This is a genomic window from Bythopirellula superficialaquae, from assembly GCF_059632245.1.
Genome location: NZ_CP197426.1, coordinates 1,135,269 through 1,158,315, shown reverse-complemented (window position 1 = coordinate 1,158,315; position 23,047 = coordinate 1,135,269). Strand labels below are relative to the sequence as shown.

The window sequence follows — 23,047 nt, the reverse complement described above, 5'->3', positions numbered from 1 at the left end:
CGTCGCTTATTTACCAACAGCCGCCGCGGGGACTTTGATTTCGCCCAAGTCGAGCGTCTCGCCTGCAGTAATTTTCAATTTACTCCGCCCACGACGATCGGTCTTACCTGCCTTCAAGGCCATATTCTTCATATTGCCTTTCGCTTCGTGCCAAAAGACAAACTCGTGCGTGCCGACGGGAATGTTTTTGATCTCGAACTCTCCCTTGTCGTTGGAAATCCCAACGTAGGGATCTTCCCGCACAACAACGTAGCCCTTCATCCAAGGATGAATGTTGCAGGCCACGGGAGCGGGAATCGGCTCTGCTTTGGCTAGAGTTAAACTTACCGGAGTTCCGGTCGTGATCATTTGATTGAAGGCAGGGTTCACAGCAAAGGCCGCATTCGTGTTATGGCCGATCGGATCGCTGTTGGCGATTTGCACGGGCTGCCCTGTCCGAACGGCGAGCACGTGCGGCTCGAAGCGGCAGCCTTTGTTATCAAGCACCACGGGCTCCTTCGCACCGGCGGCAAAATCGGGATGCACGTCCACAGGCTTGCGGCTGTAAAGAAACACCACTGCGTTCTCCAATGCTCCGCCGTCGCCGACTACGACCGACTCATCGACCAGGTTGTGGTTGCCGCAAGTTTCTGGATCTTTCGTGACGTTGATCTTCACCGGCTCGCCCACCGAGCCGTCCACCACGAACTTCCCTTTCAAGGAACCCCATTCCGCTGCGCTGACTTGTCCCGTAAGGCTGCAAACGGCAGCCGCGACTAACATGAATCGTGTGATCGTGTTCATCATCATTTCTCCTATTACTCTACCCGTATCCGCACGAAAGCTATTCACCGCCAGTTTCGCCGGATTCAGGAGGAGTTGCCTGTGCTGGAGCGCTGGCCGCTGCGGCCGCTTCCACCAAAGGCGATACCTGGGTTTTCCGTTTCGCATACAAATCGAAATTCATCAACAAGTCAACCAATCCGCTGAGCTGCTCCAGGCTTGTGCCTTCAAACAGCTTCTGCGCGACGCCACCCAAATAGGGTGCATCCGGATTATAAGGAATGTTCACCGGCATGCCCGTGTAAGGCAGAATCCGCTTGGGATTCGCAACCCAATCGCGTACATAGTCAGGCCGCAAGCGCGGATGCACGTTCGCCAAATTCGGGCCAAACGTCGTTGGGTCGCCTTGCGGCTGGAAGTCTTCCACCGCATGGCACTTCACGCAGTAGTTGCCGTCGACCACGATGTTCATCGCCTCGGCAAACCGCTCGGGACGTTCTTTCTCTTGCGAAGCAAGATAGCTTTGCCGTTGCTGCTTGTTGTACTCGTAGGGGAAAGGTGCGTTCGACGCCGCAGCGAAGTAATCGACCAACTTGGCCGCTTCGTCGCTCGACATATGGAAGTTCGGCATTCTCATCACGACCGCCGGGCGGATCGCAATGGGGTCCATCAAAAAGGCGTGCAGCCAACCCGTCTGGACCTTTTCACCTTCCATCATCAACGGCGGCGGCAACCAACCCCAAGCTTCGGCACCCTTCACTTGAGGATTCGCTTGCTTGGCGTGGGCGATCACCTTCGGGAATAAGTAGCGAGCTAAATCGCCACCCCAAGCCGGGAACGCAGCGCCTTCCGCAGGGCCGTAATCGGTTCGGCTTCCCGGCACCATGGGATCTTGAATCCCCATGAACCAAGCTTCGCCGTCGATCAACGTGTCCCGCCACAAAGTAAATCGGTAATAGGGATCGGACTCCATGTCGTCCGGCTCAATAGGCAAGCCGTCGATATCGACCTTAAGTGGCTCGCCCGTTTCTTCGTTCATCACCGGCTGACCCACCAACCGCGAGTGCAAACGACCGCGCGGATCGAGAACCAACGATTCGGCAACTTCCTGTTCCGAGAACTTGCGCTCCAGGAACGGGAAGTCGACCACGTCCACCGGCGATTCAAAATCACCGTCGTGGAAGGCCACGTCCCACATTTCCATCCGCATCGTATGGCAGCCGGCGCAGTTGAAGGTTTCCAACACGGCCTTGCCTTCAACGATCGCCTTCTGACGTTCGTTCGGATGATAAACAAACTTGTCCGCAGGCGGTTCGCTCACCAAGCCCAGCACAAACGTGATGACCGCTTCGCGTTCTTCTTCGCTGAACGGGAACTTCGGCATGCGAAGACGTTCGTTGTAGGTCTTATTCTTTGTCGTCTTGTAGTCGTAGCTCCGCGGGGCACGTAGTTTCTGCCAAATAAATCCATCACGCGAATGGCTCACCAATGCTTGCAGGTAATAGCTAATGCCGTCGTTGACGAAGTCAGCAGGGTCAAGATGACCGTGCCCACCAGCATGCTCATCTTCAACGTGCCCGTCCGTCGAAGCATGAGCCGAATCCGCCGCAGGATCACCTGATTTCACTGGTGCCTCAGCGTGAGTATCTGCCGCTGCATGAGTCTCCGCGCTATGCCCCTTGGGATTACCCGGACCGGCGAGGAACGAATGAATGTTTTCAAACGCCAGCTTCGAACTATCCTTGCGACCCCAATCGGCCAGGCCAGTACCAATCGGTTTGGCATCTTCAAACCCAGGAATATCGTGGCAACCGAAACAGCCATACTTGCTGATCGTCCGCCGGGCCACAAAGTTCTGTAATTGCTCAGTAGGGTTGGCAAAGTTTTTCTTGAGCAACAACTTTTCGTCAGCTTTGAGCTTCGGCTCAAGCGAATCGGGAATGCCCTTGGTCACAAACTCACGAGCCCGCTTCGTGGGGATCGCATCGCTGGTGAGCCACTCCACGGCAAGATCGGCCAAAGCTTCGCGCTCTTGGCCTTCCCAACCGCGAGCCGGAATATCCTTCGGCTGCCAATCGACAACTTGATCCAACAAGAACGCAGAAATATCCGCGGCCGGATCGGTCACCTTGCCGGTCGGCTGGTTGTTGGCATCCTTTTCCGCAATCGGATCGAGATACAACTCGGGCATCTTCGTCCGCACGTGATAACGGTTCGGCTGCTTGATCCAGCTATAAAGCCACAAAGCGCCCTTTTCGTTGCTGAACTTGGCACTCACGCGCGACAGGTCCGGTCCTTGATTGGCAGCAATGCCAGGGAACTCGTCGTGAGTATGGCAAGCCAAACAACCACGTGATTCAAACAACCACTTACCACGCTCCGCCGAGGCTTCTTCGGTCACGTCACCGGGCGGGGTCAGATACTGGAAGTCCGAACTGTTGGCGAGCAAGAATTCCGATAAGGCGCGAATTTCAACCGCCTCGTATTTCTTGCTAACTTCCAATTCCGCTGGGTCAGACTCCAAATGCTCCCACAGGCCAAAGAACTGCGGCATCTTCGTCGAGGGGCGGAAGTCCTTGGGCAGCTTAATCCAGCTGTACAGCCAGTCGTATTCCACCTTGGACTTCAAGAATCGCAAGCTCGGCCCCACTTTGCGGTAGGTGCCAGGAACTTCGACGTCCTTCAAGCCATCGGCCAGCTTGTGGGTTGTCTCCAGCAACCGAGCTTCAGCCCGAGTTTCCGATGACGAAGCCAGTTTGGCGTCGGCTTTCAAAGCGGTGAACAATTGCTCGCGAATACTCTTATTGTCCGGCGAGAGGACCAACTCTTGTGCTAACTGGCGCTCTTGATCGTTGAGACTTGTGTCACGCAGAGTTTGGAGCGCGACTTCGCTGTAGTTGGGTTCCAACCGCATGTCGGGCCCAATCCGTCGCGTCGGTCCGTCGAAGCCATTGATCTCGTGACAGCCGAAGCAGCCGTAATCTTCAACCAATGTCCAACCCTGCACCAGCTTCGGCGCGGGAGGATCAGGGAAGCGCTCACTTGGTTCGAGCTCGCCCTTGGTGTAATGGCACTTCAAGCAATTGCTCTCAGCGAAGCGAGCCGCCTTCATTGGGAAGATCCAATGATGGTTGTCAAACCAACCGAAGTCACGAATCCACTCCGCTTGCTGGTCGGCATTGTCAGGTGTGTGCGAAGTCCAAGCGAACGAAGTACCGCTCCCCTGGCCATCGTGACAAACCGTACAGCCAAACACCTTCTCGGGGTGCGGGCTGGAGTCGGTCAGGAACAAATCGAGACGTGGATGCGACGTGTAGGGATGATCCAAACCACGACGCACTCTCAATTCCACCGGCGTGCCCCATTGGGCTAACGTCAGCAAATAGTTTTCAACTGTTTCTTTGTCGTAGCTGTCGATGCCGTCGATTGCTTGGATGATATCGCCCGATTCCAATCCTGCCGCGGCGGCCGGAGTTCCAGGAAGCACATAATGCACGATCGCTTGCGTTTCAGTGCCCACGAGTGAGTCATTCGACATCACCAAACCGTAGATCTGGCGAACTTGCTCTTCTTGCGGAAGATCACTCTCTTTCGGCGCCTCATCGGGCGTGGCCAGCTTCAACGTCAAGTTGCGTTGCTCTTCGGGAAGCGACGGGAACGCGGGATCCGTGGCCGTTCCCGGCGCGGTCGTGGAAATGTCTTGATGGCACGTTTTGCAACGATCAAACCGCGCGGCTTGCGAGAAGTTATAGTTGATTGTCAAATCCGGCAGCCAGATCTGATCGATCCGCACATTGCCCGAGTAAAGCGCGTTAAGAATCGGCCACCGCGTGATCCATTCCCCCAAGCGGCTCGCCCCCGTGGGCTGCATGGCGCTGGCTTGATCAGCCAAACGCTTGAGCTCGGTCTGCATCACGCTGCGATCTTTATCGAGATTCGCTCGGGTTGCATCAATGTCGCCGCGAATATTGTCCAAGCTCGTGCGGTAGTTATTCGCCGCCGCGAGAGATTCGGTCAACTCGCTGATCTTCTCCGAGAAGCCGGTAATCTTTTCTTGGACCTCGGCCTTGCGCTTCTCACTCGCCCCTTCACCCACCATCAAGCCCAACTGGCTTAAGGTGGCGGTGCGATCCGCGGCTACGAACTTCCGCTGACCTGCAATTTGCTTTTCACGACGGCGGGCTTCGGAAATGTAGTCGTCCAAGATATTGAAAACATCGACCCGCTCCTTGGCCGTCTTTTCTTCAGCCGCAATCAGGTCGTCATCGGTAACGGGATTTTCATCCTCACCCACGGCCTGCACTTTTTCTCGAACTTCGGCGGCGACCGTGGCTGCTTCATTCACGTCCGTCACCGCGGCGTCGAGCTTGGCCCAATTCGGAGCCGTCTCTTTCAAACGGTCGCTCTCGACTTCAACGAGCTTTTTGAACTCATCAATCTTCGAGGGATCGACCGGTTCGCTACTAGCACGACGGATATCGGCGTCGTAGGTATCCATCTTGCCCGAGAACTGATCGGCCATCGAATCGTGGCGCGCTTGAACGACCCAGGCCGCCTTGCGGCGATTGGTCAACTGGGTCTTTTTCCATTCGCGATTGTGGTCCTTGGCCAACAACCACAGTGTGGCAATCACCATCACCAGTGCCGTTGCACCGAAGACGATATGCATCACTTTTTGATCGCGCCAGGTTTGTTCGCTTGCGGGCATAGTTAGCAGTTATAAGTCGTTGGGCGCTAGGCGCTAGTTGTTTTCGTGTTATGTCTTCGCTAGCGCCTAGTCACTTGCGTCTAGCGTCTCTTCTTAAAAATTAAAGAAAAACTCGGGGATGGAAATCAGGTATTTCAAGTTGAACACCCAGCGCAACACCATCTTGATGGGGAGCGAGGCCATGAACAGCAACAAATTTGCCATCACCATGAAACGAATGAAGCCCATCCGCTGATAAAACTTACGGAAGATCGTGAGCGCCATGATCGGCGGCAGCGCGATAAAGTAACCCAGCACCAACAGCGTGCCCGGCAACTCACGGCCAAACAGCAAGCTGAAGAACTGCAGGAACGGATTCAGGAAATCGGCCAGCCAAGTCGGTGGCTGCAAGTAGGACGGGAAATCGGCAAAGTTGAGCGCCCCCGGCAAACTCATTCCCAACATCCTTTGCCAGAAGTATTCCGACAGATTCACGTTGTTAAGAGCTTCCACCTTGTGCGCATCCCAATGCTCGTAAGGCCCGAAGAAGTTCCAGTTCGGACCACGCAACAACGTGCCCAGCACGATCAGCGTGATCCACATTTCCAAAAAGCCAAACTGGAAAACGATATAGCTGAACGGCCGCTCTTCGATCGTGTAGTAACCGTTCCCCTTCTTATTGAAGTCGATATAAGGAATCGCCATCAAACCGGCGACGATCATGCTCGGCAGCACCACGCCCGCCATCCAGGGGTCGTAATACACGAGCATTTCTTGCAGACCCAAGAAATACCAAGGGGCCTTCGAGGGGTTGGGCGTCTTCACGCTACTAGCCGCTTCTTCGAGCGGAGCAGGCAGCAAGATCGCCCAAAAGATCAAGAACGCCGTCAACGCGATCATGCAGATCAATTCGGTGTAAACCAAATCGGGCCACACCAAGATTTTCTCGTCGTCCAGCTTTTCCAAAACGGGCTCGCCGTTGCGGATCCGCTTGTCATTCTCCACGGCGCGAAAAGTCGCCAGCCAAGTGAAGAACGCCAACAAGAACACCAACATCACGATCGGCACATTATCGGGCTTGGCCACGATGTCGTAAAAATCGGGATCGGTCATCGACAAGCCGAGGAACAACCACATCAAATTCCAAATCGCCCAAGCCACAACCGGCTTCACAAAGAACGCCCGGAAGATGAACAGAATCACCAGCACCACCGTCGTGCCGACGCTGTAGATCACCGGTCCGGTGCTTTGATTGATCACATCACGGAACGCTTCGGGCAGCGAAACCAACGAAGTGTTTCCGCTACCTGCGATACCGGCCAGCACGGCAAAGACCAACGCCACCACCAGCCAGATCAAGGCATTCGTAATCGCCAGAGCCTTGCCACCCGGCAGCGGGAACGACGCCCAAGTCTTCACCTGGTTCGACCGCCACAGATAGAGCGCAGCCAGCCCATTCATAATCGCCAGCGCGATGTAATAGGGCCCCAGGAATGAGGCCACCATATTCTGAAATTGAGCTTCTGACAGTCCGTGCATAGCAAATAGGGGTCGGGGTTCGGGGGCCAAAGGTCAGATCAAGCTTCGCTGCCTGACCTCCGACCTCCGGCGTCTCATCTCTTACAACGGTCCGCTAATGCCGCCGTCTTTTCTTACCCGCCAAAAGTGGATCGCCAATAACAGCGCCACTCCGAGCGGAATCGCAATGCAGTGCAAAATATAAAATCGGTTGAGCGTTTCTTCACCCACTTCGCGCGCACCCAGCAGCGCAAATCGCGCGTCCGAGGCGTTGGTAATCATGTCCACTCCACCGAGCGTCAGTAACTGCTGACCGGGACCTTCATGCCCCAGGAAAGGAGTCGCACGGGCCATGTTCGAACCCACCGTGATCGCCCAGACGGCCAATTGATCCCACGGCAGCAAGTAACCGGTGAACGACAACAACAGAGTCAGCAGCAATAAAAACACGCCGACCACCCAGTTGAATTCCCGCGGCGGCTTGTAACTTCCCGTGAGAAACACACGGTACATGTGCAGCCACACCGTGATCACCATCGCGTGGGCTCCCCAGCGATGAACTTCGCGCAAGATGCCCAGCGAATGCACGTCACGGAGCATCTGAATATCGGTGTACGCCCACTCCACCGTCGGGCGGTAATAGAACATCAACAGCACGCCGGTGACCGTTTCCACCAAAAACAGGAAGAACGTCACTCCACCCATGCACCACGTATAAGACAGCGCGATCCCCTGCTTCTTGATCGAAACAGGATGTAAGTGCAGGAAGAAGTTCGTCAGCATCACGACGATACGATTCCGGCGATCAACCGGCATCGGATGACGAAAGATACTCTTCCAGATCTGAGATTCGCGTATGGTATCGCCGAGACTTGGCATGGCTGCTTAGGGTTTGGTGCTTTGCTAAAAACTAAACGGGAATGAAGGACGAGGCATCTTCCCACTGTCCCATTTCTTCTTGGAACGTGCGACTCTTGTCGATTTCGATCTGACCGTCGTCGGCGATGCGGATCGCATAGCGTTCCAGCGGCCGCGGCGCGGGGCCTTCGAAATTGATGCCGTCCTTATAAAAACCACTACCGTGGCAAGGGCATTTGAATTTTTGCTCCGCTTCCAACCAGTTCGGAGTGCAACCCAGATGGGTACAGACGGCCTTGAGGGCGTAAATTTGCTGCACGCCATTGAACTCAGCATTGGCGACCCACACACCGAACTGCGGAATGAACTTGGTTTGCACTTGGCCGGGCGGAAACGCGTCGGGGAAGCCCACCTTAAATTTGCTCGGCGGTTCGCGACGGACGTTGGGGAACAAAAACTTGAGCGAGGCCATCGTCCACAAGAAGCCGACGATTCCCAACGACCAAAAGCCGATGTTCAAAAAGTTACGGCGCGATTCGTCGACCTCGGCCTTGGTCGGCTTTTCCTTGACCACTGGCTTCGGTAGTGCATAAGCCGGCTTTTCCGGCATGGGGGGCACAAAGACCTTTGGCTTTTCCTTGGCCGTCGGATCCGACTTTTCCTTCGCGGCCGCTTCGGCCTTCGACATCGGGCCAGCCTTACCACCCTTGCGGGCCGCAGTCAGAATACTCGCGGAGTCGCGCTCCACGGGAGCCGCCGCTTCAACCTTTTCGGCGGCAGCTGGTTTGGCAGCCGGCTTAGCGGCCGGAGCAGCCTTTTTCTCGACAGGAGCCGCAGCAGCAGGAGCCGGCGTTCCACCACCACCCGCACGAGCAGCCGCCATCATTTCGGCAACGCTCATACGACCGCCAGAAGCCGACTTCATGGGTGCAGCGGCGGCGGGCTTGGGCTTATCAGCAGCGGGCGCGGCCGCGGGAACAGGCGCCGCGGCCTCAGCTGCGGGAGGGGTCGATTCAGCCGGGGCCGCTTCGCCAGAAGTAGACGCTGCTGCTTCGCCAGAAGCAGGCGCGTCACCACCGTCGGTCTTGCGAGCCGCGGCAATCATGTCGGCAACCGACATCTTTTTCTTGTCAGCCATAGGAATTCAATATCCCAGGTTTCATCCACAGGGATGGCGGGGCTGATTTCTACGAACCGTACGCCAGTGCCACCGCGCCTGACGGGAGAACAACTTCCCCGCGTCCAAGAGCTGCCGGCAAAGACTGAGACCTAAAGTCTTTGCCAGAAACAACTTAGAGTGGGGATAGATTTACACAATAAACATTGTGACAAATTTCACAATGTCTCTTTGTAAGGCTAAGGTCCGACAATCAAATTGTCAACCGCCTTTTCTAACAGAATGGCTGTGGGTTGCCAGTAGGCGGCAGCAATCTCCGCTGTAATAGACGCCTCGGGACCTGTGGCTGACCTCTGTGAGGTCGGACTCGACGGTCGAGAAACGGGTAACACCGACACGACATCCGCAAATCGGACCGACGACGTGAAAGCTCAACCGGATTCGAGGCGGTGTGCGCAGCACAAGAAGTGTTCAACACGAATCACCCCTATCCCGAAGGGATGAAAGCTATTAGCCAGGGGTCAAGGAGCCTGAGCGACGACACCCCTGGTAGGCGATCAAGAATTATCCGTCGTTCGCGGCGTTGGTGCTAAATGCCGACGGCGCATTTACGAGAACGAAACAGACCGTGACTAGTTTCGGCCTCGGCTACGTGCGTTCGGTCCACTAAGCGTTCTGCTCGGCCGATAGATCATGGTTTTTAGATGTCCAGGGGTATCAGCGAGATTCGTGAAACTCATCTCGCTTCAACCCCTGGCTATTGGCTGCCATGCCTTCGGCATTCAAGACTATGTCCTATCAGCGTTGATCAGCGTCCATCAGCGGTTTTTCATTTTTCTCCGGTCACTAACGTTTACGGCTCGCCGGGTTGATTCGTGCCATTCGCTTTATTCGTGGTTGCCCCCTCCGTGCTCTCCGTGTCTCCGTGGTTTAATATCTTCACCCCCGGCCAAGAATTGTTGTGGCGAAGCGGTTCGCAATCGCGATAATGGTGTTCGCCCTTGGTTAGGCATGTTCTTTGACAATCGAAAACGTTGAGTTCACTTTTGGAACGCGCTGACCGTGCGTTTCGACCAAAAGTCGACTCGTTTTGGCACGAGTGCTTGCCGCAAGAGTTTGGACTCTCAACACTTGCGACATGACCACGTGACAAAACCCAAGACTTTCGTCACGAAAGTTGGGACCCCGGCGCACGCGCGAAAATTCAGGTTTGCCGCGCTCGAGCCTTGCAAACCAAGCAAACCTGGCCAACCTCGCAAACCTGAAAGCTGGCCGCCCTGGCGCGGCCAATTTCCGCCGATTACCTCCGCCACCGATTTCCGGTAAAATCTCGCGGTACGAAACACGAGGCCATGCAGGCGGCAACGACGAGGCAAGCGATGAAAGTTTTGGTGGTTGGTGGTGGCGGACGGGAACACGCGTTGGCGTGGAAGATCGCCCAAAGTTCGCGCGTTGCGCAAGTGTTCGTCGCCCCCGGCAACGCCGGCACGGCCAGTGAGACTTCGTTGCCGATCAAGAACGTCGAAATCGCCGATACCGACATCCCGGCCCTTTTGAAGTTCGCTAAGGCAAACGCCATCGATCTGGCCGTCATCGGCCCCGAAGCGCCCCTCGCGGCGGGGATCACCGATACCTTTGTTGCGGCCGGGATTCGCACCTTTGGCCCCAGCAAGCAAGCCGCCGAACTCGAAGCGAGCAAAGTCTTTTGCAAGAACCTGCTCCGCAACGCCGACGTTCCCACGGCCGACTTCCGCACGTTTCGCGATGCCGAGAGCGCGCGATCCTTTCTCGCGGATCGCGAAGACCTACCGATGGTGGTGAAGGCCGACGGCCTCGCCGCGGGAAAAGGGGTCATCGTTTGTGCCAATCGCGAGGAAGCCCTCGCAGCGGTCGAACGGATCACCGGCACTCAAGAATTTGGCGCGGCTGGCAGCCAACTCGTCATCGAAGACCGGCTCGTCGGCCAAGAAGCGAGCGTCCTGGCGATCACCGACGGGCAAACGATTATCACGCTTCCCGCCGCGCAAGATCACAAGCCAGCCCACGATGGTGACAAAGGCCCGAATACCGGTGGCATGGGAGCGTACAGTCCGACACCGCTGATCACCGACCAGCTGATGCGGTCGGTCGAAGAAAAGGTACTTATTCCCACGATCCATCAGCTTAAGCGCATCAGGCGACCGTTCAAAGGCATTCTCTACGCGGGCTTGATGATCACCAAGCAAGGCCTCAAGGTCCTCGAATACAATGTCCGCTTCGGCGATCCCGAGTGCCAACCGCTGATGATGCGTTTGCAAAGCGATCTGGTGGACGTGCTCGAAGCGACCGCTGACGGACGGCTGGCGGAAGTGGCACCCCTGAAGTGGGATCCACGCCCGGCTGTCTGCGTCGTGATGGCCAGCGAAGGTTATCCCGGCAGCTACACCAAAGGCCATGTCATCCGTGGGCTTTCCGACGCTGCAAAAGTGCCCGACGCCAAGGTTTTCCATGCGGGCACACAGCTACGCGATGGTCAAGTGGTCACCACCGGCGGGCGCGTGCTGGGCGTCACGGCTCTGGGAAGTAGTATCTCGGCCGCCAAATTGCAGGCGTATACCGCTGTTAAATGCATTCGTTGGGACGGGGCCTGGTGCCGCAAAGACATTTCCGACAAGGCTTTAGATTAACGGCCAAAACTGATCTGAACACGATCCGTTCTTTCCGCGTAGAATTAAATACGTGGTACTACAAATCGGACGATCAATGAACTTCGCCAAACCTTACTTCCGAGCCTTGCTGCTCTCCCTCGTTTCCGTGGGAATGATTGTCCCCGCGTGGGCGACGCAGCCGTGTGCGTGCCAAGAAGAAGGCAATTGTTGCGAACGAACTTCATCTTCTAAATCGTGCTGCAGCGAAAAACCTTGTTGTGCTCGGCATGCTGGTGTTAACACGGTTGCAGCTCCAGTCTGCAATGTTGGCTGCCCCTGCTGCACCGATGCCCCGGCACCAACGACACCTGCCCCGCAACAATCGGAATCGACACAGCAAGAGCAGTCCGCACCGGCCACGATTGCCGAGTTGCCTCCGACGATCCCACCGGTTGCCTCTACCGCCTATTTGGCTCGGGGATTTGAAAGTCCCTCCGGCCACCCTGCCCTGCGGCTCCATGCGCTCTATCGCGTGTGGCTGAATTAATGAACTGTAGTCAAGGTCTGTGACCTTGGACTTGAACTCCGACTCGCTGCGGCGAGTCAGCTACAGTTTTTTTCATTAATTACTTTCTGAAATTCCTTTCTGATGCGAGCAGACTCGCAGGAGATTGATCATGTCTTTTACTTCCAAATTGCTGGCCACCGCGTTGGTTGCCGGCGCCTCGGTCCTGGGTTTTAACACCGTGTCGGCGAACACCGCCGCCCAAGGTAGCTGCTGCTGTGGCGAAAACTGCACGTGCGAATCGTGCGACTGCGCCGATGGCAATTGCGAGAATTGTAACTGCGAAGATTGCAGTTGCGAAAATTGCGATTGCGGCGACACCTGCGACCGCGACTGAGCGACAGGCCGTTAGGCCCTAGCAAGAGGTAATCAACGAGCCCCCGGCTATATTTTTATGGCCGGGGGTTTTTGTGTTCAAAAATGCACAGACCTCCAGATAATCGTTACAAGTTCTACAGCCTGATCGGTAAAGCTTCTAAAGTCTCCCAGACTCCGTGGTATGTTATTGAAGCGGAAACAACCGCGTCAAAGACCTGCAGCCGACCTGCTTTCACTAGGGAGATGAAACCATGAACCGCTTACTATCTAATCTTGCTTGCGTGACGCTCGTCCTGTTGGCTGTCGCGACGCTGGCCATTGGCCAGAATACCGTTCCCGCACCAACGGGTTTGCCTCAAATCACCAGCACGGCCGATCCTGCCAGTGCAGCCGAGCGGGAACAAATTTGGAACAGCCCCACCATGCTCCGTGCCCGTGCTTGGGTGCAAGAATACTGCGATCGCTCGGCCAAGATTACGCCCGAAGAAAAAGAGCAATATATGACCGAGCTCGAGAATTTATCACCCGCTCAAATGAAGCTGTGGCTGCTCAAGTTCAATCACGAAGAAGACATGATTCGTCAGCAGCAATCCGATTTCAATCTTGCTCGACAGGCACATTTGAAGAGTGCAGCGTCCATGAACAGCCAGACGCAGCAGGATTACGCCAACATCAACCGCGATGAGAACGAAGCGGCTGAAGCCGAAGAGCAATCGATCCAAGAAACTGCTCAAAATGCTAACCAACGCAGCGAGCAGAATATGGCCGACAAAAGTGTTTGGGGTCAAGGTTACGGTGGCTACTACGATCCGTTCGGCGGTGTGGGCCCAGGTCTTGGCTATGGATACGGCCCTCACATCCACGTCCATGTCCATCCGTAATCAGTGGACCACTTAAAAACAGAGCACTTTGACTGCCGAGCGAAGTCCTTATTCGCTCGGCAGTTTTTCTGTTGTGACTTGCACGATCATCTCGCGATAATCTGACGACGCACCGACAAACATCCCCGACACCGGCATCACGCCGCGGGGATGATTGCTCACACCCGTGACCACGTGTTTGAGCGAAGTCGGCTCGCCAATCGTGGGATCGAACCCGCGCCAGCCAAGTGCCGGCAAATAAAACTCTGTCCAAGCGTGCATTGATGCACGACCAGCTTCCGACGCGGGGCAATCGAGATAGCCGCTCGCAAATCGCGCGGCGATTCCTAGCACACGGGCCGCATCCATCATTAACGTGGCCATATCCCGGCAAGATCCACTGGCCAGTTGCAGGGTTAATGCAGGATTTTGCACCCCCTTTTCGCTGCGGCGTTGGTAGTGAATCTGGTCATGCACCGCTTTGCCCAGCATCGTCACCACCCCTTCGGCATCCTCGATGTTTGGGTCGGCAATGACTTTCCCCAACCATTCGCGAATCACTTCTACGTCGTCGGGATAGGAGGCCGCTTGATAGGCCGAAGTGAACGTAATTTCCAGCGGGTCGTAAGTCACCGGATAAGCAACTTGCCACGGTTCGTGTGGTCGCTGGTGCGGGAACGGCGTCGTCCGAAACACGACGACCTCACTCACAATTTTGAGCAGCGTTGCCGGTTCAGGAAAGTCCACGATCGCCACCGAATTGCCAAACACATCCCGCGACCAAACGAGCTCGTGAGCCGGCTCGATCTCGAGGCTCATGCTTTCAACCCGCAAGTCGTGCCCCTCGCGGGGGCGCACCACCAGTCGATGCCGTCCCAGTTCAACGGGTCGGGTGTAATGATATTCCGTGCGATGCAGAATTCGCAGGCGTGCCATGGTGTGCTCAAATCAAACTTGGATCCGCTCTAAGGATACACCTTTGCGACCAATTTGTTTGCGGTCGATGGGAATGTATTTTCCTTCGCCGACATACAGGCAATTGACTTCCATACTGGTGCACTTAACAAAACCAAAGATGCTAGCAACCGCGGCATCAGCGGCATCTCGACCGTTTCCGATGCGCACCAAACCGTTCAAATGCGCTAACCGCGTGGCATCAAAGATAAACCAGTGCCCGCTGATGTACGCCTCGAAGCATGCATGAAAATCCGGCGGATCGAGTTCAAAAGCATAGCCAGAGAAATACCGCGCGGGAATGTTCAGAGCCCGGCAGAGCGCGATTCCCAAATGGGCAAAATCGCGGCAGACACCTGCGCGCTGCGTCACGGTGTCGAACGCCGACGTCACCGAGGTTGTACTTCCCAATTCATAATCGACGTTGTCATGGATCCAATCGGTGATCGCAACCACTTTTTCGTAAGGATTCTCGATCTTGCCAAACAGATCCCAAGCCAGCCGCCCCAAGCGATCGGATTGGCAGTACCGACTCGGAAACAAAAACTGCACCGCCTTGCGGTCCATCTCCGCAACCGGCGTTTGATCGATTTTGCTCAGCGGGATGACTTGATACTCGCAATCGACGGTGGCTTCGTAAGTAATCGACAACTTCTTTTTCCGACCCGTTTCCAGCCGCACGAAGCGGTTGCAGTGATCGTCGGTAGTGAACTCTTCCACTTTCGTGCGCGGCTCGATCGTGAATTTCTCTTCAAGAATTGCCTGCGAAGGACTTCGCTGCGCGTGCATATTCAAGATCAACGTCGAAGGATGACTGATCTCGTACTCAAGCTGGGAATTCACTTTGAATCGCATAACAATCTCACATAGTCCGGTCGTCTCAGCGGGAAAAGTTCAATATGGTCGTGGTGCCAGTTCAGTGACCAGGAATTAGCCTGCATCCCGCACGCAGAGTCGCTCGATTTTAGTAGCAAGCCCCGTGCCAGGATCGATGTCGACTATCGTGCCATTAAGTCGCACGTCACCGTTTGAAACTTCAAATTGCGTGGGATTCGCCGTCAGCAGAGTTTCCATTACCCGGTCCGTGCGCCGGCCGAGAATGCCGTCGTGGGGTCCGGTCATCCCCACATCACATTGAAACGCCGTACCACCGGGCAGTACGCATTCATCGGCGGTTGCCACATGCGTGTGGGTTCCCAACACGGCTGAAACGCGGCCATCGAGATACCGCCCCATCAGTTGGGCTTCACTCGTGGCTTCCACGTGAAAATCGACAAAACGGACTTTCACTTCCGTTGGCATCGCAGCCAGCACGCGGTCCGCCGCCCGCCAGGGATTGTCGATGGGCTTCATAAAAAGCTGCCCCAGAAAGCAGCACACGCCGACCTGGGTCCCATCACGAGCCGTGGCAACCGTCCACTCACGGCCATGCGCTTCAGCGGGGAGATTCGCCGGACGAACGACATCGTCGGCGCTATCAAGTATCGCAAAGATTTCCTTGCGGCGGAAAACGTGATCGCCGAGCGTGATCACGTCGACCCCTGCCTTGGTGAGCTGCTTATAGATTTGCGGCGTCAGCCCCGACCCTCCCGCGGCATTCTCCGCGTTGGCAATCACCAGATCGAGTTGTTGTTCGACAATTAGCGTCGGCACCGAACGCGTGACAATCTCACGGCCCGGGCTACCCACAATATCGCCGATGAAAAGGAGTCGCACGGAGGAGTTCCCAAAATTTCACCGCAAAGCCACCAACTGGCAAGATTTCGTAAAAGATAACTGAAATTGACGGGCACTTCCAAGAAAACATTGTAATAAGGTTTCCTTGGTGATCTTCGTACCTTTGTGTTTAAATCAATGTGCGATCTCGGTCACGCGAGTTTCACGTATCAACGTCACTTTGATTTCGCCCGGGTAGGTCAACTGCTCTTCAAACGCCTTGGCAATATCGCGGCAAATCTTGGCCGAGGATTCGTCCGTCGTATCCGTGGCACTCGCGATGACCCGCACTTCGCGGCCAGCTTGAATGGCAAAGGCCTGACGCACACCCTGGAAGCTCGTGGCGATTGATTCGAGTTCTTGCATCCGCTTGATGTAGCGGTCGAGCGTTTCGCGACGAGCACCGGGACGCGAAGCACTGCACGCATCGGCCGCCGCGACTAGCACGGTGTACGGCATGTCGGGGCGAATATCGTCGTGATGCCCCAGCGCGGCATGAACGACTTCAGCATTCTCGCCGTACCGTTTAAGCAAATCAGCACCAATTTTGGGATGCCCACCCTCGGTGTCGTGATCGGCGGCTTTGCCGATGTCGTGGAGCAAACCGGCTCGGCGAGCCAACTCGCCATCCATGCCCATTTCTTCGGCGAGCATACCGGCAATAAACGCGACTTCGATCGAATGCCGCAACACGTTTTGGCTATAGCTCGTGCGATAGCGCAAACGGCCCAGCAATTCGACAACACGCTGGTGCAAACCAAAAATCTGCGCTTCCTGCATCGCCTCTTCGCCATGTTTGCGAATCTCGGCGTCGATTTCTTTTTCGGTTTCGGCCACGAGTTCTTCGATCCGCGTTGGATGAATCCGCCCGTCGGCGATCAGTTTGTTGAGCGAAATCCGTGCGATCTCACGCCGCACGGGATCAAACGCACTCACGATCACCACCCCCGGAGTGTCGTCGATAATAACGTCCACCCCTGTGGCCTTCTCCAGCGAACGAATGTTACGGCCTTCACGGCCGATAATCCGTCCTTTCATTTCGTCGTTGGGAATATCAACCGTGCTGGTGGTCGCCTCGGCCGTGTGTGCCGCGGCAAAACGCTGCACTGACGTAATGAGCATCTCTTTGGCTTTTTTATCCACGGTCTCCGCCATTTGGCGTTCATGCTTGATAATCAAAGCCCCCTGCTCACGAACAAGCTCTTGTTCCAGCCGCTTGAGCAGTCGTTCTTCTGCTTCTTGCGGACTCAAACCGCTCAGTTGATGCATGGTTTGGCGTTCGAGAGTGAGCAAATCGTCGAGTTCTTTTTGCCGCCGGGTAGCGTCATCAATCTTCTCCGACAAGCGTCGCTGATTGTTCTCGACCATTTTTTCTTGCTTAAGCATTTGGTCGGAACGCTGATTGAGCGCGTCTTCTTGCTTGTCGAGATGGCGTTCGCGCTCGTGCAGAGAATTGCGCATCTCGGTGTTCTCGCGCTCCAGGCGATCTTTTTCTTTAAGCGCCATCTCCTTGGCTTCGATGGCCGCTTCTTTGCGTAAAGTCTTGGCTTCGATTTCTGCCCGCTCAATGATTTGAGCGGCTTCCTTGTCGGCATCGCGTTTGCGCAAATAGTCGAGCAGCTTAACGAGCCCCATGCCCATCAAGGCCGCGACGGCCAATGCCAACAATTGCATGCCGTCGGGCAACGCTGCCAGCGGAAAGTATGTAGAAACGATTGTCATGGCGAACCTCAATTGCCTCAAATTGAAATCCTGCGCCAGACCAAGAGAGTGCCCTATGCTTCACAGAAACCCTATGTTCCACAGAGTCGCTGTGTTTCACTGAGCCCCATGATTCACTGAGCCAATGAGGCTGAGCCGAAGAAGAGCGTCCGCCGCGAAATCTCGCGACAAACACTTCGCGTGTGATGACAAGTTCACGAAGAGCGGCAGCAAAGGAATGCAGCCAAAACCAAAGTCTCGATATAGCCGAATTTTATAGTCGTCGTGGAGCGAGTGGCGGGGAGGTTGCAACAACCGGTCCCCAAGAAACGCCGACAGCTCGTATTATTCCAGATCCAGAGAGAACCTCTCCATAAGGGGGCGGACGTCGAACCGAATTCCAGGACACTAACGACCACGCCGTGGCGAGTTCGTCGAGCCAAGAAGCGTTCAAACGCACGCAACCCTCGAGCGCGATCTTCCCCACTCCGGCAAGCTGGGTCAGCGATGCACGTGTTAGCAACACGGCACCCAAACCTACTCCGGCCAAGGTCAGGCAGATCAGCAGAATCTGGCAGAACTCGAGCATGTCAAATGAACAACAAAAAAACCAGTTTCAATCGAGTACTTCACAGCACTCTTCAAAAACGACACAAATCACACGATGCTTCGGCGGGTGGTCATTGCTAACTCACTCGGTCCAAAACGCATATTATAGTCATGTGCGATTGGGCCATCGGTGGTGAGATTCCAGGCAATTTGTCCGAAATGTCAGCCCCCCGATGGTCGGAGCGATATGATAACAAAATCTTAATTAACTGCAACCCAGCCAACCCTTTACACCAAGTCAACCAGATCCGACTTTAGAATTTGCGTAAGCTGGCGACGAGTTTGCCGACCACACCCACGCAAGCTGCTCGCCTCATAAATTCAGTGAAACCGTTTTCCGTGGCAACTCTCCTGAAAAAGTTCGACGAATGTCTGCCCCCCTCAACTTGGCAGGATGTACATGTTGCTGTCGCCCTTTCTGGCGGTGCCGACAGCGTGGCACTCCTCCGCGCTGCCATTGAGCTCACGCACGCCGCGGGTGGCAAAGGCGAACTCTTCGCGCTGCATGTTAATCATCACTTGCGCGGTAGCGAATCCGATGGTGATGCCGCCTGGTGCCAGCGTCTGTGCGAATCGCTCGCAATTCCTCTGGAAGTTCTTAATGGCAATGTGGCCGCACGAGCAGAAGCGGAGGGCGATGGCCTGGAAGCCGCTGCACGTGATGTACGATACACATTACTCACTGAGACGGCGGAAGCACGCGGCGCCCGTTATCTTTTCACGGCCCACACGGCCGATGATCAAGTGGAAACGGTTTTGTTCCGTTTATTACGCGGCGCCGGCCTGCGAGGCTTATCAGGTATGAGACGTTGTCGACCGCTCAGCCCTGCGCTCTCACTTGCGCGACCGCTGCTCGATTGCACTCGTGTTGAGATCATCGATTATCTCACTGGGATCAACCAAGATTTCCGCACCGACAGCAGCAATTCAAGCCTTAGGTTCGCCCGAAATCGCATCCGCCAAGAGCTCCTCCCTCTTTTGCGGAGCGAATATGCCGCGCAAGTGGATGACACATTTCTCCGCTTGGCCGATCAGGCCCGCGAGCTCCATGAATTCGTCACCAAACAAGCTGGGCATCTTCTGAGTTCTGGCGCCGAACGAATTCTCCCCGGCGAGTTTGTTATCCGCACCACTGAAATTGCGGATCAGCCCGCGATCTTGATCGCTGAGGCCCTGCGACTCGCTTGGCACGAAGCCGGCTTGGCCGAGCAGGATATGACCCACGTCTGGTGGACTCAGCTAGCAGAACTAGCAACTTCCTCCACGAAGAGCCAAGTCGTCAACCTGCCGGGCAATGTGCGCGGTGAAATTCGAGATGACCTGCTTGTTGTCCGACGGGTCGTATAGGCTAGCTAACTCGTGCATGCACTGCGGCCAGCACTGCTATCACCGCCTCAAAATTGCCTTGACCCCCTTTCTGACGGCCAACTACTATTCCGCTCCCAAACTGCGCAACTACGGAAAGCTACGAAGGCTTTCGCCCGAGTGCGCTCACGCACGTCTGACAGTTATTCAAGGGCCCGTCTCATCCTCTGCCGGTTGATCAACACCTGTTGGTACTTCTTTAAGCTCGGCATCGCCATCATGGTGATGATCGTGGTGGCGGTCGGGTTTCATTTTTACTCGCGCATGGATCATGAGATCTGCCGCCAAGTTCAACAAACGCTGGCCAAGCAGTTTCCACATTTGAATGTGAGCGTCGGAGCGGCACGGCTTGTGGAAGACCGCGGCATCGCGATTCACGATCTGGTGATATCCGAAACATCCGCCAATCGCTTGCAAAGCAATCTGCTGGTCGTCGACGAGATGATGCTCGATTGCGACGTGCAACTCACGCAACTGATGAAAGGCCGACCGGCGATTCGCCGTGTGATCGTGCGTCATCCTCAAGTCTGGATTTCGCGCGAATCCGATGGCAGCTTCAATCTTGGTTCGCTCTGGCCACCACCGCAATGTGGCAATTCACCGCCACAAATCCTCATCGAAGATGCCCGCATCACGCTGATCGACCGTAAGAATCCTCAAGCCGTGCCGATTGCGCTGCACGATGTGAATCTGACCATCCAAGCCAAAGCTCACAATGCTCCAACTGATGGAGCCATGCAAGCGCGCCCAGCCATTGCGATTTGCGAAGTGCATGGCACTCTCGGCGGGCCGCACTTTGAAGAGGCCGAATTCAACGCGACTTGCAACTTAGCCGAACAATCAATAATTGGGACCGGCAAGTTCACCAAACTGAAACTTACCAAAGAGTTGTTTTCCTGGGCCCAAGCCTTCGGCGGTCCGCAACTCGCGCAAGTTGAACTCCAAGGCACGCTCAACGGCGAATTCTCGGCGAGCTATCAACTCAATTCAACGACTCGCCCCCAAGTGGAAGCGAAATTCGCCCTCGAGGACGGACGGTTCAAACATCCACGGCTCCCACGCGCTCTCACAGACCTCTCCTGTGAAATTCGCCTCCAAGGCGAATCCACTTTCATTGAAGGCCTGCGCTGCAACTGCGGATCGAGCGGGTTGGCGTTGCAACTGGAACGCCGTGGCTGGCAAGCGAACGCCCCGATGAGCATGTCTGCCCGGGCGGAGAACTTTTCGCTCGACCAGAAAGTCTACGAATCGCTGCCCCCTGCCCTCCAAGAACAATGGATGAAGTACAAGCCAACGGGCGTGGTCGATGCTGATCTCCAAGTCACGTTCGACGGGCACGAGTGGCGACCACAAGCCATGCTCACCGGCCGCAATTTGGAATTCGAGTCCGACAAGTTTCCTTATCGAGTGAATAACGGTTCGGGCACGCTAGGCTACGTTCCCAAGACCGCAAACGAACCGGCGGTCGTCACGATCGATCTCGTCGGTTACGGCGGCGGACAACCTCTGCGATTCTCGGGGCAAGTCTTTGACCCTCAACCGGGCGCGTTCTTTTGGGTAGAGATCACCGGCAGCAATGTTGAAATCGAAGACCGCATGGTCGCGGCCCTTCCCGAGAAAGTTCGGCAGGTCATGAGCTCGCTCCACCCCGAAGGTCGGTTCAACGTCCGCTGGCGAATTGACCGCACGCTCCCTGGCCAGTTGAAGCCCTTATCATCGATGCGATTGGAATTGGTCAACTGCCGCGTCAATTACGAAAAGTTTCCTTATCCCTTGAGCGGCATCCGAGGAGTTATTCTTTCGGAAGACAATCGGTGGCAATTCCGCGATTTGGTTTCAGGCGGTTCGCGAAATATTGCTTGTGAGGGCTCACTACTCCCAACCGACAACGGCAACGAACTGTCAATGCAATTTGTGTGCAAAGAAATTCCGCTCGATGATGATCTTCAACACGCACTTCCTGCTTCTGTTCAGAAGGCTTGGACCGAAATTCGACCGCGCGGGCGCGTCGATCTCGTCGCCGAAATTTTTCATTCCACGGGATTACCCAAACCATCGATTCGCGTGGCGATGACGCCGCGGCCCGATTCCACCAGCGTCGAACCGCGCTTCTTCCCCTATCAAATGAACATCGTCGATGGCTCGTTCACCTATCAAGATGGCCAAGTGACGATGACGAATCTCAGCGCCACGCACAGCCGCACGACAATCCACGCCAACGGCGGCGGCGAGTTCCGTCCCGATGGCAGTTGGTATGTTCAATTTGAAAACCTGACTGCCGATCGCTTGGCCGCTCGGCGCGATTTGCTGGAAGCGCTCCCCCAAAGTTTACAGCGAATTGTCGACCAACTCCGCCCGACGGGCAACAACTTTGCCATCAACCACGGCAATCTCAAATTTTCCAAGCCCGCCGACCCGATGCAGACCGTGACATCGGAATGGGACATCCAGCTCGATTGCCATCAGACTGATATCCAAGCGGGGATCGATCTGCACAACATTCACGGCTCGGTCCGTTTGATCGGCTTTAACGACGGCGCACGTTGCGAAACCTTTGGCGAACTGGATATCGACACTATCACCTTTCAGGACACTCAATTCACTGAGGTACGCGGCCCCCTGTGGGTCGATGCGTCGAGATGTTTGCTCGGCCAATGGGCCTGTGAAAAACAGGGCCTTCCTTTTCGTCACATGACGGCCCGTGTCTACGATGGCACTCTAACAGGCGATACGTGGGTCAGCTTCGAGGAACTTCCCAAGTACCGCACCGATGCCACGGTGAGCGACGTGAATCTCGCGCGGTTGATGGTCGAGCGCTTTCACAGCCAGCAAGCCTTCACGGGCAAGCTCGGTGCGAGCTTGAGCATCTACGGCGAAGGTCGCTCGCAGCATTCGCTCAAAGGCAACGGCGAAGTGAAAGTCACCGACGCCAATATCTATGAATTGCCGGTGCTGGTCGGGCTCTTGAAATTGTTGCGCAACGGCACGTCCGATACCACGGCGTTCAACCGCTGTGACATGAAGTTCCAAATCGATGGCCGGCACGTCAATCTAAGCCAGCTCGATTTCATCGGCGATGCCGTCAGTCTGTATGGTACGGGCACGACCAACTTCGATCAGCAATTGAATCTCGCCTTCCATGGCGTCCTAGGACAGAATAACGCAAAGCTCCCGATGGTCAAGAATTTCATCGACCGCACGGGCGAACAGTTCATGCAGATGTACGTGGGGGGCACGATCAGCAATCCCCAGATTCATACCCAACCCCTGCCGGGCATCAACAATCTGATCCAACAGATTCAAACGGAACTCGACTCGGGAACAACCGTCCCCAACGTGCGGCAGGCGGAACGGACTTCACCGGCAACGCCGGTTGTAGGGAGATAACAC

15 protein-coding genes are annotated in these 23,047 nt (G+C 55.7%); 6 read left to right on the top strand and 9 right to left on the bottom strand.

Annotation, left to right across the window (positions count from 1 at the left end):
- Nucleotides 1-6 precede the first annotated feature (6 nt).
- The 5 genes from SH678x_RS04785 to SH678x_RS04765 form a co-directional block, all read right to left on the bottom strand.
- The gene (locus SH678x_RS04785; protein WP_496921747.1) at nucleotides 7-831 is read right to left on the bottom strand and encodes a cupredoxin domain-containing protein; all 825 of its coding nucleotides are present in this window, start codon (nucleotides 829-831) and stop codon (nucleotides 7-9) included.
- Nucleotides 824-5,470: a PDZ domain-containing protein gene (locus SH678x_RS04780; protein ID WP_496921746.1), complete on the bottom strand. Its 4,647-nt coding sequence runs from the start codon at nucleotides 5,468-5,470 to the stop codon at nucleotides 824-826. Before SH678x_RS04780 ends, SH678x_RS04785 begins: the two co-directional genes overlap by 8 nt.
- Nucleotides 5,471-5,563: 93 nt before the next feature.
- Nucleotides 5,564-6,955 carry a cytochrome b family protein gene (locus tag SH678x_RS04775; RefSeq protein WP_496921745.1) on the bottom strand — a complete coding sequence of 464 codons (1,392 nt, stop codon included), beginning with the start codon at nucleotides 6,953-6,955 and terminating at the stop codon, nucleotides 5,564-5,566.
- A 114-nt stretch (nucleotides 6,956-7,069) separates the two neighbouring features.
- Nucleotides 7,070-7,846 (bottom strand): cytochrome b N-terminal domain-containing protein, encoded by a 777-nt coding sequence (locus SH678x_RS04770; protein ID WP_496921744.1) that lies wholly within the window; start codon nucleotides 7,844-7,846, stop codon nucleotides 7,070-7,072.
- Between the two features lie 31 nt (nucleotides 7,847-7,877).
- The gene (locus SH678x_RS04765) at nucleotides 7,878-8,963 is read right to left on the bottom strand and encodes a QcrA and Rieske domain-containing protein (RefSeq protein WP_496921743.1); all 1,086 of its coding nucleotides are present in this window, start codon (nucleotides 8,961-8,963) and stop codon (nucleotides 7,878-7,880) included.
- Nucleotides 8,964-10,321: 1,358 nt separating this feature from the next.
- Between SH678x_RS04765 and purD the strand changes: the two genes are divergently transcribed.
- The 4 genes from purD (at nucleotide 10,322) to SH678x_RS04745 (ending at nucleotide 13,333) form a co-directional block, all read left to right on the top strand.
- On the top strand, nucleotides 10,322-11,608 hold the full coding sequence (gene purD / locus SH678x_RS04760) for a phosphoribosylamine--glycine ligase (protein ID WP_496921742.1): 1,287 nt from the start codon (nucleotides 10,322-10,324) through the stop codon (nucleotides 11,606-11,608).
- Nucleotides 11,609-11,684: 76 nt separating this feature from the next.
- On the top strand, nucleotides 11,685-12,116 hold the full coding sequence (locus tag SH678x_RS04755) for a hypothetical protein (RefSeq protein WP_496921741.1): 432 nt from the start codon (nucleotides 11,685-11,687) through the stop codon (nucleotides 12,114-12,116).
- A 130-nt stretch (nucleotides 12,117-12,246) separates the two neighbouring features.
- On the top strand, nucleotides 12,247-12,471 hold the full coding sequence (locus SH678x_RS04750) for a hypothetical protein (RefSeq protein ID WP_496921740.1): 225 nt from the start codon (nucleotides 12,247-12,249) through the stop codon (nucleotides 12,469-12,471).
- A gap of 232 nt (nucleotides 12,472-12,703) precedes the next feature.
- Nucleotides 12,704-13,333 carry a hypothetical protein gene (locus tag SH678x_RS04745; protein WP_496921739.1) on the top strand — a complete coding sequence of 210 codons (630 nt, stop codon included), beginning with the start codon at nucleotides 12,704-12,706 and terminating at the stop codon, nucleotides 13,331-13,333.
- 48 nt (nucleotides 13,334-13,381) lie between these two features.
- Here SH678x_RS04745 and SH678x_RS04740 read toward each other — a convergent pair whose 3' ends face one another.
- The 4 genes from SH678x_RS04740 to rny all read right to left on the bottom strand — a co-directional run bounded on the left by SH678x_RS04740 (nucleotide 13,382) and on the right by rny (nucleotide 17,704).
- A complete protein-coding gene (locus SH678x_RS04740; protein ID WP_496921738.1) occupies nucleotides 13,382-14,248 on the bottom strand; it encodes a transglutaminase family protein in 867 nt (288 codons plus the stop codon).
- A 12-nt stretch (nucleotides 14,249-14,260) separates the two neighbouring features.
- Entirely contained in the window at nucleotides 14,261-15,121 is an 861-nt protein-coding gene (locus tag SH678x_RS04735) for a transglutaminase-like domain-containing protein (RefSeq protein ID WP_496921737.1), read from the bottom strand.
- A 75-nt stretch (nucleotides 15,122-15,196) separates the two neighbouring features.
- Complete coding sequence (locus tag SH678x_RS04730; protein ID WP_496921736.1) at nucleotides 15,197-15,982, bottom strand: TIGR00282 family metallophosphoesterase; 786 nt, start codon at nucleotides 15,980-15,982, stop codon at nucleotides 15,197-15,199.
- A gap of 135 nt (nucleotides 15,983-16,117) precedes the next feature.
- Complete coding sequence (rny, locus tag SH678x_RS04725; RefSeq protein ID WP_496921735.1) at nucleotides 16,118-17,704, bottom strand: ribonuclease Y; 1,587 nt, start codon at nucleotides 17,702-17,704, stop codon at nucleotides 16,118-16,120.
- 927 nt (nucleotides 17,705-18,631) lie between these two features.
- Here rny and tilS point away from each other — a divergent pair.
- Nucleotides 18,632-19,639, top strand: coding sequence for a tRNA lysidine(34) synthetase TilS (gene tilS / locus SH678x_RS04720; RefSeq protein ID WP_496921734.1), 1,008 nt, complete (start codon nucleotides 18,632-18,634; stop codon nucleotides 19,637-19,639).
- Nucleotides 19,640-19,777: 138 nt separating this feature from the next.
- A complete protein-coding gene (locus SH678x_RS04715) occupies nucleotides 19,778-23,044 on the top strand; it encodes a hypothetical protein (protein ID WP_496921733.1) in 3,267 nt (1,088 codons plus the stop codon).
- The last annotated feature ends 3 nt before the right edge of the window (nucleotides 23,045-23,047 follow it).

Excerpts from the sequence above, each read along its gene's own strand:
- SH678x_RS04780 (WP_496921746.1), bottom strand. The coding sequence starts at position 5,470 with ATGCCCGCAAGCGAACAAACCTGGCGCGATCAAAAAGTGATGCATATC.
- SH678x_RS04775 (WP_496921745.1), bottom strand. The coding sequence starts at position 6,955 with ATGGTGGCCTCATTCCTGGGGCCCTATTACATCGCGCTGGCGATTATG.
- SH678x_RS04770 (WP_496921744.1), bottom strand. The coding sequence starts at position 7,846 with ATGCCAAGTCTCGGCGATACCATACGCGAATCTCAGATCTGGAAGAGT.
- SH678x_RS04765 (WP_496921743.1), bottom strand. The coding sequence starts at position 8,963 with ATGGCTGACAAGAAAAAGATGTCGGTTGCCGACATGATTGCCGCGGCT.
- purD (WP_496921742.1), top strand. The coding sequence starts at position 10,322 with ATGAAAGTTTTGGTGGTTGGTGGTGGCGGACGGGAACACGCGTTGGCG.
- SH678x_RS04755 (WP_496921741.1), top strand. The coding sequence starts at position 11,685 with ATGAACTTCGCCAAACCTTACTTCCGAGCCTTGCTGCTCTCCCTCGTT.
- SH678x_RS04750 (WP_496921740.1), top strand. The coding sequence starts at position 12,247 with ATGTCTTTTACTTCCAAATTGCTGGCCACCGCGTTGGTTGCCGGCGCC.
- SH678x_RS04745 (WP_496921739.1), top strand. The coding sequence starts at position 12,704 with ATGAACCGCTTACTATCTAATCTTGCTTGCGTGACGCTCGTCCTGTTG.
- SH678x_RS04740 (WP_496921738.1), bottom strand. The coding sequence starts at position 14,248 with ATGGCACGCCTGCGAATTCTGCATCGCACGGAATATCATTACACCCGA.
- SH678x_RS04735 (WP_496921737.1), bottom strand. The coding sequence starts at position 15,121 with ATGCGATTCAAAGTGAATTCCCAGCTTGAGTACGAGATCAGTCATCCT.
- rny (WP_496921735.1), bottom strand. The coding sequence starts at position 17,704 with ATGACAATCGTTTCTACATACTTTCCGCTGGCAGCGTTGCCCGACGGC.